General features: G+C 41.4%; 16 protein-coding genes. 15 read left to right on the top strand and 1 reads right to left on the bottom strand.

Annotation, left to right across the window (positions count from 1 at the left end; translation table 11 throughout):
• Positions 1 to 252: 252 nt before the first annotated feature.
• The 15 genes from V7068_RS00165 (at position 253) to spoIID (ending at position 13,993) form a co-directional block, all read left to right on the top strand.
• A complete protein-coding gene (locus V7068_RS00165) occupies positions 253 to 630 on the top strand; it encodes an NADH-quinone oxidoreductase subunit A (protein WP_127762200.1) in 378 nt (125 codons plus the stop codon).
• A complete protein-coding gene (locus V7068_RS00160) occupies positions 621 to 1,133 on the top strand; it encodes a NuoB/complex I 20 kDa subunit family protein (protein WP_119115778.1) in 513 nt (170 codons plus the stop codon). Before V7068_RS00165 ends, V7068_RS00160 begins: the two co-directional genes overlap by 10 nt.
• Entirely contained in the window at positions 1,134 to 1,841 is a 708-nt protein-coding gene (locus tag V7068_RS00155) for an NADH-quinone oxidoreductase subunit C (RefSeq protein ID WP_499710386.1), read from the top strand.
• Between the two features lies 1 nt (position 1,842).
• Complete coding sequence (locus V7068_RS00150) at positions 1,843 to 2,943, top strand: NADH-quinone oxidoreductase subunit D (RefSeq protein ID WP_499710385.1); 1,101 nt, start codon at positions 1,843 to 1,845, stop codon at positions 2,941 to 2,943.
• Complete coding sequence (gene nuoH / locus V7068_RS00145; protein WP_499710384.1) at positions 2,943 to 3,941, top strand: NADH-quinone oxidoreductase subunit NuoH; 999 nt, start codon at positions 2,943 to 2,945, stop codon at positions 3,939 to 3,941. The genes V7068_RS00150 and nuoH overlap by 1 nt, the downstream gene beginning before the upstream one ends.
• A 23-nt stretch (positions 3,942 to 3,964) precedes the next feature.
• Entirely contained in the window at positions 3,965 to 4,384 is a 420-nt protein-coding gene (nuoI, locus tag V7068_RS00140) for an NADH-quinone oxidoreductase subunit NuoI (protein ID WP_119115774.1), read from the top strand.
• Positions 4,381 to 4,890, top strand: coding sequence for an NADH-quinone oxidoreductase subunit J (locus V7068_RS00135; protein ID WP_403152927.1), 510 nt, complete (start codon positions 4,381 to 4,383; stop codon positions 4,888 to 4,890). The genes nuoI and V7068_RS00135 overlap by 4 nt, the downstream gene beginning before the upstream one ends.
• Before the next feature lie 3 nt (positions 4,891 to 4,893).
• Positions 4,894 to 5,208: an NADH-quinone oxidoreductase subunit NuoK gene (nuoK, locus tag V7068_RS00130; protein ID WP_119115772.1), complete on the top strand. Its 315-nt coding sequence runs from the start codon at positions 4,894 to 4,896 to the stop codon at positions 5,206 to 5,208.
• Between the two features lie 46 nt (positions 5,209 to 5,254).
• The gene (nuoL, locus tag V7068_RS00125; RefSeq protein ID WP_499710383.1) at positions 5,255 to 7,096 is read left to right on the top strand and encodes an NADH-quinone oxidoreductase subunit L; all 1,842 of its coding nucleotides are present in this window, start codon (positions 5,255 to 5,257) and stop codon (positions 7,094 to 7,096) included.
• Positions 7,093 to 8,607 carry a complex I subunit 4 family protein gene (locus tag V7068_RS00120; protein ID WP_499710382.1) on the top strand — a complete coding sequence of 505 codons (1,515 nt, stop codon included), beginning with the start codon at positions 7,093 to 7,095 and terminating at the stop codon, positions 8,605 to 8,607. Before nuoL ends, V7068_RS00120 begins: the two co-directional genes overlap by 4 nt.
• A 4-nt stretch (positions 8,608 to 8,611) precedes the next feature.
• Positions 8,612 to 10,141, top strand: a complete 1,530-nt coding sequence (nuoN, locus tag V7068_RS00115) for an NADH-quinone oxidoreductase subunit NuoN (protein WP_499710381.1) — start codon at positions 8,612 to 8,614, stop codon at positions 10,139 to 10,141.
• Between the two features lie 150 nt (positions 10,142 to 10,291).
• Positions 10,292 to 10,531, top strand: a complete 240-nt coding sequence (locus tag V7068_RS00110) for a DUF1146 family protein (RefSeq protein ID WP_119115768.1) — start codon at positions 10,292 to 10,294, stop codon at positions 10,529 to 10,531.
• Positions 10,532 to 10,654: 123 nt separating this feature from the next.
• Entirely contained in the window at positions 10,655 to 11,401 is a 747-nt protein-coding gene (locus tag V7068_RS00105) for a YwmB family TATA-box binding protein (protein ID WP_499710380.1), read from the top strand.
• A gap of 32 nt (positions 11,402 to 11,433) precedes the next feature.
• Positions 11,434 to 12,732, top strand: a complete 1,299-nt coding sequence (gene murA / locus V7068_RS00100; RefSeq protein WP_127762190.1) for a UDP-N-acetylglucosamine 1-carboxyvinyltransferase — start codon at positions 11,434 to 11,436, stop codon at positions 12,730 to 12,732.
• A 229-nt stretch (positions 12,733 to 12,961) separates the two neighbouring features.
• A complete protein-coding gene (gene spoIID, locus V7068_RS00095) occupies positions 12,962 to 13,993 on the top strand; it encodes a stage II sporulation protein D (protein ID WP_499710379.1) in 1,032 nt (343 codons plus the stop codon).
• Positions 13,994 to 14,011: 18 nt separating this feature from the next.
• On the opposite strand, the gene V7068_RS00090 is transcribed toward spoIID, so the two are convergent.
• Positions 14,012 to 14,437 (bottom strand): VanZ family protein, encoded by a 426-nt coding sequence (locus tag V7068_RS00090; RefSeq protein WP_252292045.1) that lies wholly within the window; start codon positions 14,435 to 14,437, stop codon positions 14,012 to 14,014.
• Positions 14,438 to 14,622: the final 185 nt, after the last annotated feature.

The following is a 14,622-nucleotide window of genomic DNA, read 5'->3' as shown; positions in this document are numbered from 1 at the left end:
TCTTAGTGACCGTAGAACGTGGCTAACCATCAGTGGGGGATGAAAGAACCCCCCACTGATGGAAGTTTCACTTTATAGGTTAGGAATCTCACCAATTTCTGTCGAATACTGTCCATTTAGTTCTCCGATTGGATGTATGCGCTTACGTCCTTATTTCCTCAAGTCTTTTACTCATATCCACTCTCTCTTGTGCATAATAATGAACCATAGCAAAATAGACAAGCCGATACTTTTTTAAAAAAGGAGCCCAACATGGATTCTCAATGGTATCTTTATCAAAATAATTATGTGATGGTGTTTGTTTTCCTTTGCCTTGGGATTTTATTACCCGTAATCGCTCTTTTTCTTGGTAAGCTGCTTCGACCACATAAACCGACTGAAGCAAAATATACAACCTATGAAAGTGGAGTCGAACCATTTCATGATTCTTGGGTTCAGTTTCATGTACGTTATTATTTATTTGGCTTACTATTTGTCATTTTTGATGTAGAAACAGTTTTTCTTTATCCATGGGCCGTTGCCTATGAAAAATTAGGAATCTTTGCTTTAGTAGAAATGCTCATTTTTGTGATGATGCTGCTCATTGGACTACTCTATGCTTGGAAGAAGAGGGTGTTAACATGGAAATGAATGTGCCAGGTGTTACGGATGCTGAATTACATGAGCTTCGCCAAAGTGTTTTTTTATCCACGCTTGAACAGCTTAAAGGATGGGCAAGAAGCAACTCCTTGTGGCCGATGACGTTTGGGTTAGCGTGCTGTGCCATTGAAATGATGGGTGTTGGCTCATCGCATTATGATCTGGATCGCTTCGGTTCTTTCTTTCGTACCTCTCCTCGTCAATCAGATGTCATGATTGTGTCAGGGACGGTAACGAAGAAAATGGCTCCCATTTTAAGAAGGTTGTATGATCAAATGCCTGAGCCGAAATGGGTTATTGCGATGGGCTCCTGTGCAACAGCTGGCGGGCCTTATGTATATTCCTATTCCGTCGTCAAAGGCGTCGATCAAATCGTTCCGGTGGATGTGTACATTCCAGGTTGTCCACCAAATCCAGCAGCACTCATTTATGGTATCCATAAGCTAAAAGAAAAGATTCGCTATGAAGCCAAAACGGGGAAGCGAGTGATGTAAATGGATGAGAACGAACTAACCCGATTAAAAAAAGAAGCCGCAGAAAAAGCGAAAGCAGCAGCTATCAAAAGAAGGCAAGAGAAAGAAAGGCAAGCATCAGAAAGCGGACAGGATTTAGAACTGGCCAAGAAGAAAGCCGCTGCCGCCGCCAAAGCGAAGGCTGCCGCTGCTGCAAAGGCTAAAGCAAAAGCCGCTTCAACTGAGACAAAAGAAGAAGAAGCAAGTGTTGAACCATCACCGAATGAGCCGTTTCTTCAACACTATATACAGGTGATTGAAAGACAGGTAGGTGCAGATTCATTTGAAGAATACTATATTAATAGATTATCAAAAGACGTGCCAACCATTTTAGCCAAACCGCACACTTATATGGATATCGCACAAGTGTTGAAGCAGCACTTACACTTTGACTTTCTAGCTGAACTACATGGAACGGATTTTGAAACACATATGGAAGTGTATGTTTATTTATGCTCTTTACAGAATGGACAGTCTGTTGTTTTAAAGGTAAAGCTTGATCGAGACAATCCAATCATTTCATCGTTAGTTCCATTATGGAAAGGAGCTGATTGGCCAGAATGTGAGGCGTACGATTTACTAGGAATTCAATTTAGCGGGCATCCGAATTTAAAACGAATTCTCCTGGGTGAAGACTGGATTGGGTACCCGCTTCGAAAAGATTATAAGCCGCATGATGAGGAGGTGTAGTATGTTACGTACAGAGGAAATGCTTCTGAATGTAGGCCCGCAGCATCCTAGTACGCACGGTGTGTTTCGACTTGTGATTAAAATTGAAGGGGAAATCATTAAAGAAGCAACACCTGTCATTGGCTATCTTCATCGTGGTACCGAAAAACTAGCAGAGAATTTACAATATACGCAAATCATTCCCTATACCGATCGTATGGATTATTTAGCAGCTATGACTAATAATTATGTACTGTGTCATGCAGTGGAAACGATGGCGAGTATTACAGTGCCGGACCGTGCAGAATACTTACGAATCATCACAATGGAACTTGGGCGAATTGCCAGTCATCTTGTATGGTGGGGAACGTATTTATTAGATTTAGGAGCAACTAGTCCTTTTTTATATGCGTTTCGTGAACGAGAAATGATTATTAATCTATTAAATGAACTATGCGGTGCCAGACTTACATTCAACTATATGCGCGTCGGCGGGGTGAAATGGGATGCACCGGACGGGTGGCTCGAGAAAGTCTCGGAGTTTATTCCATATATGAGAGAGCAGCTTCACGGGTATCATCAACTTGTAACTGGGAATGAAATTTTTCTAAATCGAGTTAAAGGAGTCGGTACGTATACGCGAGAAGAGGCAATTGCTTATTCTTTAAGCGGTGCTAACTTACGGTGTACAGGAGTGAAAAGAGACTTGCGTAAAGATGAACCGTATTCGATTTATGATCGATTTTCCTTTGAGGTTCCCACACGTGAAGCGGGTGATGCGTGGTCGCGCTATGAGTGCCGAATGGAAGAAATAGAAGAATCACTGAAAATCTTAGAGCAAGCGGTTGCTCAATTTCCGAGTGACGGTCCTATTTTAGCTAAAGTTCCTAAAATCATTAAACCACCAAAGGGAGAAGCCTTTATCAGAATTGAATCGCCGCGTGGCGAAATTGGCTGTTATATTGCGAGCGATGGGAAAAAAGAGCCCTACCGGCTTAAATTTCGTCGCCCTTCCTTTTATAATTTGCAAATTCTCCCGAAGTTGCTGGAGGGAGAAAATATGGCGAATTTAATTGCTATTTTAGGCGCGATTGATATTGTGCTCGGGGAGGTCGATGGATAATGATGCAAGAGTTGCTGCAATCAGCTCCAAGCTGGACGAATCTTGGCATCTTCTTCGGTTTAGCGGTCCTCTTTTTGTTTGTTGTACTAGGGTTTGTTACGTTTGCGATTTTATCGGAGCGGAAGATTATGGGGTTTATGCAGATGCGGATTGGACCTAATCAGGTTGGAGGGAGCTGGGGGCTTTTGCAGACAGTAGCAGATGTGCTAAAGCTGCTGTTAAAGGAAGATACGATTCCGAAGAAAGCCGACCGGCCGCTTTATATATTAGCTCCTGTCCTTGCCTTTGCCCCCGCTTTTATGGTGCTGGCGACGCTCCCGTTTACGAATCAATTTCAGTTTGCAGATATCGGTGTAGGTCTTCTTTATTATATAGCGATTTCAGGGATTACGACCATCGGGGTTGTAACAGCAGGATGGGCTTCTAACAATAAGTATTCATTAATGGGCGGAATGCGTGCGGCTGCTCAAATGATTTCTTATGAAATTCCTCTTGTGATGTCGCTTGTAGGCGTGGTGCTGTTAACAGGCAGTCTAAATTTAAGGGAAATCGTAGCGGCCCAAGAAGATATTTGGTTTATCTTTTTACAACCAGTCGGATTTATTGTGTTCTTTATCGCAGCGATTGCTGAATTAAATCGTGTCCCATTTGATCTTCCAGAGGCAGAGTCAGAGCTTGTGGCTGGATTTCATGTAGAATATTCTGGTTTCCGCTGGGCATTTTTTATGCTCGCGGAATATGTGTATATGTTTGCGATGGCGACTTTAACAACGCTGCTCTTTTTAGGCGGGTGGCATTCGCTTCCGTTTTTAGACTTTATTCCAGGCGCCGTTTCATTTGCGCTAAAATTTAGCGTTGTTATTTATGTCCTCATTTGGATTCGAGTTTCTTTTCCGCGCTTACGTGCAGACCAGCTTATGGAATTCGCTTGGAAGGTATTATTACCGATTGCTTTAGCGAATATTTTCTTAACAGCTCTTTTGAAAGAATTATTTTAAAAAAGCGAAGGGAGGCCCCGCTCATGTTCGGATTAGCAAAAGGATTAGCGTATACATTAAAAAACTTATCGCGGAAAAAAGTGACCTATTCATATCCTGATGAACCATTGCCGCTTCCTGATCGGTTCCGTGGCATTCAGAAGTTTTATCCAGACAAGTGCATCGTCTGTAATATGTGTGTAAACATTTGTCCAACGGATTGTATTCAATTAACAGGTGTGAAAAATCCGGATCCAACGAAGAAGGGAAAGGTTATTTCCACCTATGATATTAACTTTGAAATTTGCATTTTATGCGATCTTTGCACAGAGGTCTGTCCAACCGAAGCGATTGTGATGACAAACAAATTTGAATTAGCGGAATATAGTCGGGATGAACTATTTAAAGACTTACAATGGCTGGATGAAAATGACCAGCATGTTCGAAAGGAGAATAAAGTATGAGTGTTTCCGGTGAAATGCTCGCTTTTCTAGGGTTAGCCTTTGTTGCTGTTTTAGGAGGCATTTTACTGATTCAGTTAACGAAAGTCGTTCATATGGTTCTTGCGCTTGTGTTTACCTTTGTCAGTATTGCGGGGATTTACTTGTTGTTATCAGCTGAGTTTGTCGCCGTTGTTCAAATTTTACTGTATTCAGGAGCGATTACAATTGTGATGCTGTTCGGAATTATGCTCACAAACAATCAAAAACAGGAGGAAGAAAAGGGAAACGGGTGGCGTAAAATTCTTTTGCTGCTTGGGATTCTCGGCTTTGCCTTTGCTGTGTATATCGGGATTTATAACTTAGATATCCCTGTTCAACCGACAACGTTACATGAAGCGAATACAGAGCAGATTGGGATTGCGTTATTTTCAAAGTTTGTGATTCCATTTGAGCTGATGTCGGTGTTGCTGCTCGTTGCTTTAGTAGGAGCGATTGTATTAGCCAAAAAAGATGATGAGGGGGCATAAGTGATGACATCAGTCCCGTTGTCTGCGTATCTTGTTTTAGCGCTTATTTTATTTTGTATTGGGTTATATGGTGCCTTAACGAAGAGAAATACGGTTATTGTGCTCATTTCGATTGAGCTGATGTTAAATGCCGTTAATATTAATCTCGTTGCTTTTAGTAAATTTGGAATGACGCCAGCCATTACAGGGCAAGTCTTTTCTTTATTTACGATGACCATTGCAGCAGCAGAGGCAGCGGTGGGCCTAGCGATTTTAATGGCATTGTATCGCAATCGTAAAACGGTTCATATCGACGAAATGAATACGATGAAGCATTAATCGTATCCGTGTCAAACAAGCCTGTTGAAAAAGGAGTTGGATAGTCATGGTCGACAATGCTTGGCTGATACCGCTTTTTCCGCTCGCCTCATTTTTCCTGTTGCTTCTATTTGGTAAGCGTTTGGGCTCGCGAAGTGCAGAGGTTGGCAGTCTACTTACGTTTGTTTCCTTTATATGCGCAGCTGTTGTTTTCACTAAGAGTTTGCATGATCTAAGTTATAAACAGACATTCAACTGGTTAACGGTTGGGAACGCACAGATAACGGTTGGCTTTGAACTGAATCCATTGAATGTTCTTATGCTTGTACTCGTTTCGTTCATTAGTTTTCTCGTTCATATGTATTCAAAAGGGTATATGAAGGGAGAAAAACGAATCTCCATTTTTTATGCTTACTTAGGACTTTTCACGTTTGCGATGCTAGCTCTTGTGATGTCTCCTAATTTGCTTCAATTATATATTTTTTGGGAGCTTGTTGGTTTAGGCTCGTTCTTGTTAATCGGTTTTTATTTTCATAAACAGGAAGCCAAGCGAGCGGCGAAAAAGGCCTTTATTATGACAAGAATTGGGGATATGGGCCTTCTCATTGGGATGATTCTTTTATTCTGGCAAACACGCAGCTTTGAATATAGCGCTATTTTTCAAGCGGTGAAAGCGGGGGACATATCGCAATCATTGCTCACGTTTATTGCGATTATGATCTTTGTCGGCGCGGTCGGTAAGTCCGGACAATTTCCTTTACACACCTGGCTTCCAGATGCGATGGAAGGTCCCACTCCTGTATCTGCTCTTATTCATGCAGCAACAATGGTTGCAGCGGGTGTGTATTTAGTTGCTGCGATGTATCCTTTATTTCAAGCCAGTGAAATAGCCCTCTTAGTCGTAGCGTTGACAGGTGGTTTGACCGCTTTATTTGCCGCAAGCATCGCGGTGGTCCAAACAGATGTGAAGCGGATTCTTGCTTATTCAACGATGAGTCAGCTTGGGTTTATGTTTCTTGCACTTGGTACGGCAGGGTATGTTGCGGCGGTCTTTCATTTAGTAACACATGCTTTTTTTAAAGCCCTCCTTTTTCTTGCAGCTGGAAGTGTCATTCATGCTGTGCATACACAAAATATCGAGAAAATGGGCGGGCTTTGGAAGAAATTGAGATGGACAGGACCTTTATTTTTAATCGGGACGTTGGCCATTTCAGGAGTCCCTCTATTATCAGGTTTTTTTAGTAAAGAGGAAATTCTTCTTTCTGTTTGGGAGAACGGGAATTATTTCTTATTTACGCTGGTGCTCCTTACTTCGCTTTTAACAGCCTTTTATATGTTTCGTTTATTTTTTTCCATCTTTGGCGGGGAAGAGAGGACATCCATTCATGCTGTAAAGGAATCACCTATGATCATGTGGCTGCCAATGACCATTCTCGCCGTTTTTTCGATTGGCATTGGCTATGTTCAAACACCGTGGTTTGGTACATTTCTTGGAGATTGGCTGACAAATGAAAACAGTCATCATGAGTCCTCACTTTGGCTCATGCTTATTGCGACCATTGTTTCGGGAATCGGTATAGGGATTGCTTATATGCTGCACCGAAAAGGCAGTCTGCTTACAGGAGGCAGGTCGATTGCCTATCGAATAGTTGCCAATAAATATTATATTGATGAATTGTATGAACGAACTATGATTGTATCGACGAAAGCCATTAGCCGTAGTTTTGTTTATATAGAACGATATGTAATAGACGGTTTCCTGTTGGTTGTAATGCGAATTACTCGTATTTTTGCGAAGAAGGCAACAAAGCTGCAATCCGGACAAGTACAGCAGTATGGCACAGTTGCCTTTCTTAGCTTAGCTGTCTTAGTGGTCGTATATTTGGTTGCAGGGGGGTACTTGCGATGAATGACTATTTGCTTCCCTTATTAGTATTCTCACCAGTCATCGGGATGATTATGATTTGGCTAATGCCAAAAACAGAGGAAAAAACACTGAAGCAATTTGGTTGGATTGGCACATTAATGCCGCTGTTGATCTCGTTATTTCTTTATCAACAATGGCTGACGGATATTTCACTATCTTCTTATCAGATTAAATGGAATTGGATTCAGTTTGGTAATTTAGCGATGTATGACGATACCTTGTATACGGTTGATTTTGAATTAAGCCTTGATGGGTTTAGCCTAGTGTTTGTCCTATTAACAACGGTTTTATCGATGCTGGCAGCACTGGCTTCCTTTTATATTAAAACAGAATGGAAAGGCTACTTTTTGTTGTTCTTGCTGCTCGAAATCGGGATGTTAGGTGTGTTTATGGCAGATAATTTACTTTTATTCTTCCTCTTTTTTGAAGTGACATTTGTTTCGCTTTTCTTCTTAGTTGGGAGATGGGGGTATCTAAATAAGGAGAAGGCAGCCTATCATTTTCTCGTCTATAACGGTATTGGCTCTGTCTTATTGTTATTTGTCATTGCAACGTTGTTTGTTCGAGTAGGAACAACGAATATTGATGCGTTAACTCATATTTTAAATGTCGGTGATGTGTCACTGTTGGCACCGATTTCTCCTTTCTTAACGGAAGTGCTTTGTATCCTGCTATTTATCGCTTTTGCAATTAAATTGCCGGTCTTTCCGTTTCATAGTTGGATGGTTCGTGTACATCGTGAAGCGGCGCCGCCTGTTGTTATGCTCCATGCAGGCGTACTGTTGAAAATTGGAGCTTACGGCATGATTCGCTTTGGCCTTGGAATCTTTCCAGAACAGGTGGAAAAGCTCGCGCTGCTGTTTATGATTGTCGGGGTTATCAGCTTTTTATATGGAGCGTTTTTGGCGCTCGTTCAAACGGATTTAAAGCTTGTTTGGGCGTATTCCTCCGTATCACATATGGGCATTGTTTTCTTCGGGTTTGGAACGCTTAATGATGCAGGTCTTCAAGGTGCTGTTTTTCAAGCCGTCTCTCATGGTGCGATTGCCGCGCTTCTGTTTTTCTTAATTGCGCTATTATATGAGCGGACAGGAACAACAGAATTGAATGAACTGGGAGGCTTGGCTGCACATATGCCCATTTTCTCAGGTGTGCTTCTGACGGCAGGGCTAGCGGCACTCGGTTTACCTGGGATGTCAGGATTTATTAGTGAATTTATGGCCTTTTTGGGGCTCTTTAAAGAACAAATGCTGTTAGCCATCGTTGCTGTGGTCGGGCTTATTTTAACAGCAGCTTATACGCTGAGAGCGGTTTTAAAGATAACGTTTGGAAAAAAGACATACTCCGTGACTTGGCGGGATGTGCAGGGCATCGAGTATGTGCCCATTGTCATTTTGTTTACGGTTATTGTAGCGATTGGGGTTTATCCGATGTGGCTTGGTCAACTAGTGCAAGAGGATATTACGACATGGCTGTTAAGGATCGGAGGATGATGAAATGGATATGAAAACCGTGCTCTCATATGAATGGGGCGCCATGATGCCAGAATTTATAATCCTTGGGACAGCGATTCTTTTATCCTTATTTGACTTATTTGCACCGAAGCGATTCAACCGGAGACCGCTCGCTTGGTTTGCGCTAATAGGCATTGCACTTGCTTTCGTATCACTCGTCAGTTTGCTGCCGTTAGCCGAAACGAGTATTTTAGCCGATACATTTCGTCTGGACTCTTTTGCAAAGGCCAGTAAGCTTCTTTTATTAATAGGGGCAGGTCTTGTCATTGTATTGGCGGCAAGTCATTCAGCTAATGATGGTTTACGAGACTATCAAGGAGAATTTTATTATTTATTCTTAGCTGCTTTACTTGGTGCTATGATGATGACATCGAGCGGTGACTTAATTACGTTAGTTGTTGGGTTAGAGCTGTTGTCTATTTCTTCTTATATATTGGCAGGGATGAAGAAGAAAAATCTGAGGTCTAATGAAGCGGCATTAAAATATGTAGTGATGGGCGGCATTTCAACAGCGATTACATTGTTTGGCATGAGTTATTTATATGGACTAACCGGTTCGACGAATTTAGGAGAGATGAGTGAAACGATGGCGAGGGTAAGTGATAGCCAAGTGCTTTATTTACTCGGTCTAGCTTTCTTTATGGTTCTTGTCGGGTTGTCCTTTAAGCTGGCAACAGCACCGTTTCATATGTGGGCACCAGATGTATATGAAGGAGCCCCTACGCCAGTAACAGCATTTTTAAGTGTCATTTCTAAAATAGCAGGCTTTGTCATTTTGTTACGCTTGTTATTATCGCTCTTTCTTACAGCATCGGGTGACACGCTCGGAACGGTGACGTTTTTAGAGCAAAATCGCGTGTTTATTGCCGTTTTAGCTGGGGCAACGATGATTATTGGGAATGTGTTAGCGTTAAGGCAGCAAAATGTGAAGCGATTGCTGGCTTATTCAGGCATCGCTCATGCAGGCTACTTGTTAGTAGCAGTGGCGACATTAGGGGGCGGCTACTTTTTATTAGATACGGTTTGGTTTTACTTTCTTGCCTATTTATTGATGAATATCGGAGCCTTTGCTGTGTTTCAATGGTTAGCAGATGCAAATAGTTCGGAACAAAGGCTTATTTTTGCAGGATTAGCGAAACGGTCTCCCGCAGCAGCGGTCGCTATGACCATTTTTCTTCTTTCATTAGCAGGCATTCCAGGAACGGCAGGGTTTATTGGAAAGTTTCATATTTTTCTAGGGGCGCTGTTAGGAAGTACGCCAACGGATTATATTCTAGCTAGCATTCTATTAGCAACAACGATTCTTTCCTATGTGTATTATTTTAGTTTACTTGTTCAAATCTTTTTTCGCCCAGCTGCAACAAAAGAAGCGGTGCGGTTCCCTGTTAGCTTGATGATTGTACTTCTTGTTTGTGTAGTGGGTACGATGATTTTTGGACTTGCTCCAAATATGGCATTAGATTTTCTTCATCAACATTTTGGTGACTTTACGGACTTTATCTCCATGGAGTAATCGAATGATATAGAAGAAGGGGCTTGCACGTGTAGAAGGCAAGCCTTTTTATCCTGTCGAAAAATTTTTTTGCGTAATCGAGATGATTAATTCCAAATTAAAGGGTGTTTTGTGATAGAATGAACATTGTATGTATATAGGAGGGTTTATATGTTTTCAGCAATTGGCCAACAAGCCTTACTCAGTATGATCGTACATCTATGTTTTATTGCAGTAACTTGGTGGGCTTTGCAAGCGTTAAACTTTCAGAAGCTTTTACGATCGAACGCGGTCTTACAAGCGAGAGTATTATATATTTTATTAACGATTGCGATTGGATCAGTTGTGAGTAATTTCTTCCTTGATTACCTAGTTTTTGCGAAACAGCTGCCATATATATTCAATCAGTAAGCAGCATGTACTGTGTATAACTATCTATTTCTAGTTATTTAACGAGCATGTCATCAATTGGCGAAAAAAATGAGGTATGAACTCCCTTCCCCGGGCAAGAATGATAGGAGGGAGGGATTTAACATGTATAAATGGAACAATAAAATGTTAATATACATATTATTTATCAGCCTGTTGGTGATGGTGTGGGGGAACAGTACAACGGTGGCGAAGGATCAATTAGATATTGTTACAATCGCTGAACATCTAGAAAAAGAAGAGAATGTAAGCATAGAAGAGTGGTCTGTATTTGCGAGAGAAGTAAATAACGAGATTGCTACAAAAGAAGAGTTTGAGAGAAAAGTGCATACTTTAAAACAAAAGTATCCGGACTTTCAATGGAGCTTTTTCGATGAGGGTGATGCTTGGAAGGCAGAAGCAACATTCAGCCACGGATCTCATCTGACAGAATCAATCAGAATGGTTACAACAAGGGAACATAAGAACATCGTTACCTATATCATATATGAAGTGAAGGGGGACAAATGGGACAAAGGATATCCCCATTTCTTAATTACAACCCTTGAGCACAGGATGAATGGCATATTTATGGATACTCCTTCAGTTTTTGCTTGTATGGAAGGGTATATCAGTGATAATATGAATTCGGCTTTACCTGCACAAATGGAAAAATTGTTACAAAGATTTAATGCAAGCGAAATAGAGGGTGTAGAGGATGAGAACTTTGTTTCGACTTCTGCTCATTCTGCCTTATTTACACAAAGTTTAAAGAATACTAAAATCAATATGCAACTTGGTTTACGGACAGATGGATTGGGCGCAAGGACAAGTTTTGTTATTGGCACACCCATCATTACGTTTGAATATTAATATAGAGAAAATGGACGCGGAGGGGAATACTTTTGGAAAAAATCATTGTCCGCGGCGGAAAACGGCTTAGCGGAACAGTTAAAGTAGAAGGGGCTAAGAACGCTGTTTTGCCGGTGCTCGCTGCAACCTTATTAGCAAGCGATGGAAAAAGTATCATTCATGATGTTCCAACGCTCTCCGATGTATATACAATTAACGAAGTTTTGCGCAACTTGAATGCAGAGGTTGCCTTTCACAATAATCAAGTAACTGTAGATGCATCAAAGGAGCTTTTAGAAGAAGCGCCATTTGAATATGTACGTAAAATGCGCGCGTCTGTATTAGTAATGGGTTCACTACTTGCAAGAACTGGCCGTGCTCGTGTAGCATTGCCTGGCGGCTGTGCGATTGGTTCACGTCCAATTGATCAGCATTTAAAAGGCTTTGAAGCAATGGGAGCAAAGGTGAAGGTCGGGAACGGCTTCATTGATGCGGAAGTAGAAGGCGGATTAAAAGGTGCAAGAGTTTACCTTGACTTTCCAAGTGTAGGTGCTACAGAAAATATTATGATGGCTGCTACATTGGCTGAAGGTACAACAATTTTAGAAAACGTTGCAAAGGAACCAGAAATTGTTGATTTAGCGAACCTTTTGAATAAAATGGGAGCTAAGGTCAAAGGAGCTGGAACAGCAACGATAAAAATTGAAGGTGTCAAGAAATTATATGGTGCCGAGCATACGATTATTCCTGATCGTATTGAGGCGGGTACATTTATGACAGCGGCTGCGATTACGCGTGGAAACGTACTTGTTAAAGGAGCCGTTCCTGAACATCTAACTTCTTTGATTGCAAAGATGGTAGAAATGGGTGTTGAGATTACGGAAGAAGAGGACGGCTTACGTGTAATTGGACCAGAAAAGTTAAAAGCTGTCGATATTAAAACGATGCCGCATCCAGGATTCCCGACGGATATGCAATCACAAATGATGGCCTTGCTTCTTCGTGCAGAAGGAACAGGGATGATTACAGAAACGGTGTTCGAAAACCGTTTTATGCATGTAGAAGAATTCCGTAGAATGAATGCAAATATCAAGATTGAAGGACGTTCTGTTATTACAAATGGTCCATCTGATTTACAAGGGGCTGAAGTAGCAGCAACTGATTTACGAGCGGCTGCGGCGTTAATTTTAACAGGTCTTGTTGCAGATGGCATTACACGTGTAACAGAATTGAAGCATCTAGATCGAGGCTATGTGAATTTCCATGGCAAATTAGCTGCACTCGGAGCTGATATCGAACGTGTGACAGAGGTAACGCCAACGGAAACGGTTGCTTTGGATATTAATGCGTAATAGATAGAGAGACTGCGATGAAACGCAGTCTTTTTTCTGTTTGTGAGTAAGGAATCCCGCCAAATTCTTCGATAATCCCGCTAAATTTGCAAAAAATCCCGCCAAATTCCCCGATAATCCCGTCAAATTCGTGAAAAATCATGCCAATTGATTATTTTAGTTCTACTTGCTTGTCCACTTCCATACATTTATGAGGAGAGTAGAAAATGTGTAGGGAGGCCAAGGAACTTTGAAAGCACTTAAACCGATGTTCATGCTAATAGTCGTTGTAATCGTCGTGATCATCCTCCTTCCAGCTATGCTTGTGCTTCCGTTTTCCAATGATACAACGTTTGGAAAATTAACGGAAAATATTGAACGAAAGGCAACGAATGAACAAAGTAAGGAGAAGATGAAAGAGCCGGCTGTCGAAGTAGCCGTGCTTCGAACAACGTCTAAGCAAGTTCAAAAACTACCGCTTGAATCGTATTTAATTGGTGTTGTTGCAGCTGAAATGCCTGTTCACTTTGAAAAAGAAGCGTTGAAAGCTCAAGCATTAACAGCTAGAACGTATATTGTCAATCAGCTCATTCAAGGAGACCGAACAGGGTTACCAGCTAATGCAGATGTAAGTGACGGTGAAAACCACCAGGTATATAAAAGCGATCAAGAGCTAAAAGAGTTATGGGGCTCTCAGTATAAACAGAACCTTCAAAAGATAAAGGGAGCTGTGCAGGAGACAGCGGGGCAGATTTTAACATATGATGGTGATCCTATTACAGCTACTTTTTTTTCCACGAGTAACGGATATACGGAAAACTCTGAAGAATATTGGAAAGCTGCTTATCCTTATTTAAAAAGTGTTTCAAGCCCTTGGGATACAGAATCTCCGAAATTTTATAACAAAGTCGCGATGACAGTGGCAGATTTTGAACAAAAATTAGGTGTAAATGTTCCGAGTGGGACAGAAATTGGAACGGTTGTTGAACGGACAGCAGGAAAGAGAGTAGGAGTTGTAAGAATTAACGGAAAAGAATTAACAGGGAAGCACATTCGGGAAAAACTACATTTAATGTCCTCCGATTTTAGCTGGGAACGTGAAGGTAATCAAATTATCATTACGACAAAAGGGTATGGCCACGGAGTAGGAATGAGCCAATATGGAGCGAACGGCATGGCTCAGGAGGGAAAAAGCTATAAAGACATCGTAAAGTATTATTATAAAGGGGTTGCGATTCAGTCATCAAACAAGTGGGTGAATACGCTAACAGTAAAAAAATAAGAGCTGAGATTCCAGCTCTTATTTTTTGTCGGTTAATTTTTCAATAATTGTTAAGAAGCCTCGCTTACGCTTGAAATAGTGATATTGAACGTGGAAATAAGCAGCAAGCACTCCGATGATATCTTTAACGACATCAATCAGTGTAGCAGAACGCGCTGGCACAAATGATTGATGGATTTCATCAACAATTCCATACAGGCTAGCGGCAATCGCAGCCAGGAGACTCAAACTAGCTGTTAGCTTGTGGTTGGCAGCAAAAGCGGCCACAAACAGCATATACAAAATGGCAAAGGCAACTAAGTGAAGTGCTTCTTTTACGAAGCGATCTGTTGCCGATGAAGGCAACTCAATAAACGTATCATCCGGCATGCTCGACATGACCCAAATGGCAATCATATAGAGGAGCGGTAATAGCGTCAACGTAACGCGAAAAGCTTTCTGCATCTACAAAACATCCTTTGTTATCTATACTATTAGTCATTTTAACAGGAAATGCAGCAGAGTGGAATGAACAAGCGAGATTATCTCAGCAAATGTCGTCATAATTTTACCATTTCAAATTTCTTTGCATAAAACTGTTACATGACACTGTTGATTTCTGGCTTATTTTAGCTCTGGCGCCATGAAAC

Source organism: Bacillus sp. JJ634 (assembly GCF_036962285.1).
In the GTDB taxonomy this organism is placed as follows: domain Bacteria; phylum Bacillota; class Bacilli; order Bacillales; family DSM-1321; genus Peribacillus; species Peribacillus asahii_A.
The sequence above is the reverse complement of the archived record's forward strand: the minus strand, read 5'-3'. Positions and strand labels throughout refer to the sequence as shown.

Coding starts and splice junctions, on each gene's coding strand:
- V7068_RS00165 (WP_127762200.1), top strand. CDS start 253: ATGGATTCTCAATGGTATCTTTATCAAAATAATTATGTGATGGTGTTT.
- V7068_RS00160 (WP_119115778.1), top strand. CDS start 621: ATGGAAATGAATGTGCCAGGTGTTACGGATGCTGAATTACATGAGCTT.
- V7068_RS00155 (WP_499710386.1), top strand. CDS start 1,134: ATGGATGAGAACGAACTAACCCGATTAAAAAAAGAAGCCGCAGAAAAA.
- V7068_RS00150 (WP_499710385.1), top strand. CDS start 1,843: ATGTTACGTACAGAGGAAATGCTTCTGAATGTAGGCCCGCAGCATCCT.
- nuoH (WP_499710384.1), top strand. CDS start 2,943: ATGATGCAAGAGTTGCTGCAATCAGCTCCAAGCTGGACGAATCTTGGC.
- nuoI (WP_119115774.1), top strand. CDS start 3,965: ATGTTCGGATTAGCAAAAGGATTAGCGTATACATTAAAAAACTTATCG.
- V7068_RS00135 (WP_403152927.1), top strand. CDS start 4,381: ATGAGTGTTTCCGGTGAAATGCTCGCTTTTCTAGGGTTAGCCTTTGTT.
- nuoK (WP_119115772.1), top strand. CDS start 4,894: ATGACATCAGTCCCGTTGTCTGCGTATCTTGTTTTAGCGCTTATTTTA.
- nuoL (WP_499710383.1), top strand. CDS start 5,255: ATGGTCGACAATGCTTGGCTGATACCGCTTTTTCCGCTCGCCTCATTT.
- V7068_RS00120 (WP_499710382.1), top strand. CDS start 7,093: ATGAATGACTATTTGCTTCCCTTATTAGTATTCTCACCAGTCATCGGG.
- nuoN (WP_499710381.1), top strand. CDS start 8,612: ATGGATATGAAAACCGTGCTCTCATATGAATGGGGCGCCATGATGCCA.
- V7068_RS00110 (WP_119115768.1), top strand. CDS start 10,292: ATGTTTTCAGCAATTGGCCAACAAGCCTTACTCAGTATGATCGTACAT.
- V7068_RS00105 (WP_499710380.1), top strand. CDS start 10,655: ATGTATAAATGGAACAATAAAATGTTAATATACATATTATTTATCAGC.
- V7068_RS00090 (WP_252292045.1), bottom strand. CDS start 14,437: ATGCAGAAAGCTTTTCGCGTTACGTTGACGCTATTACCGCTCCTCTAT.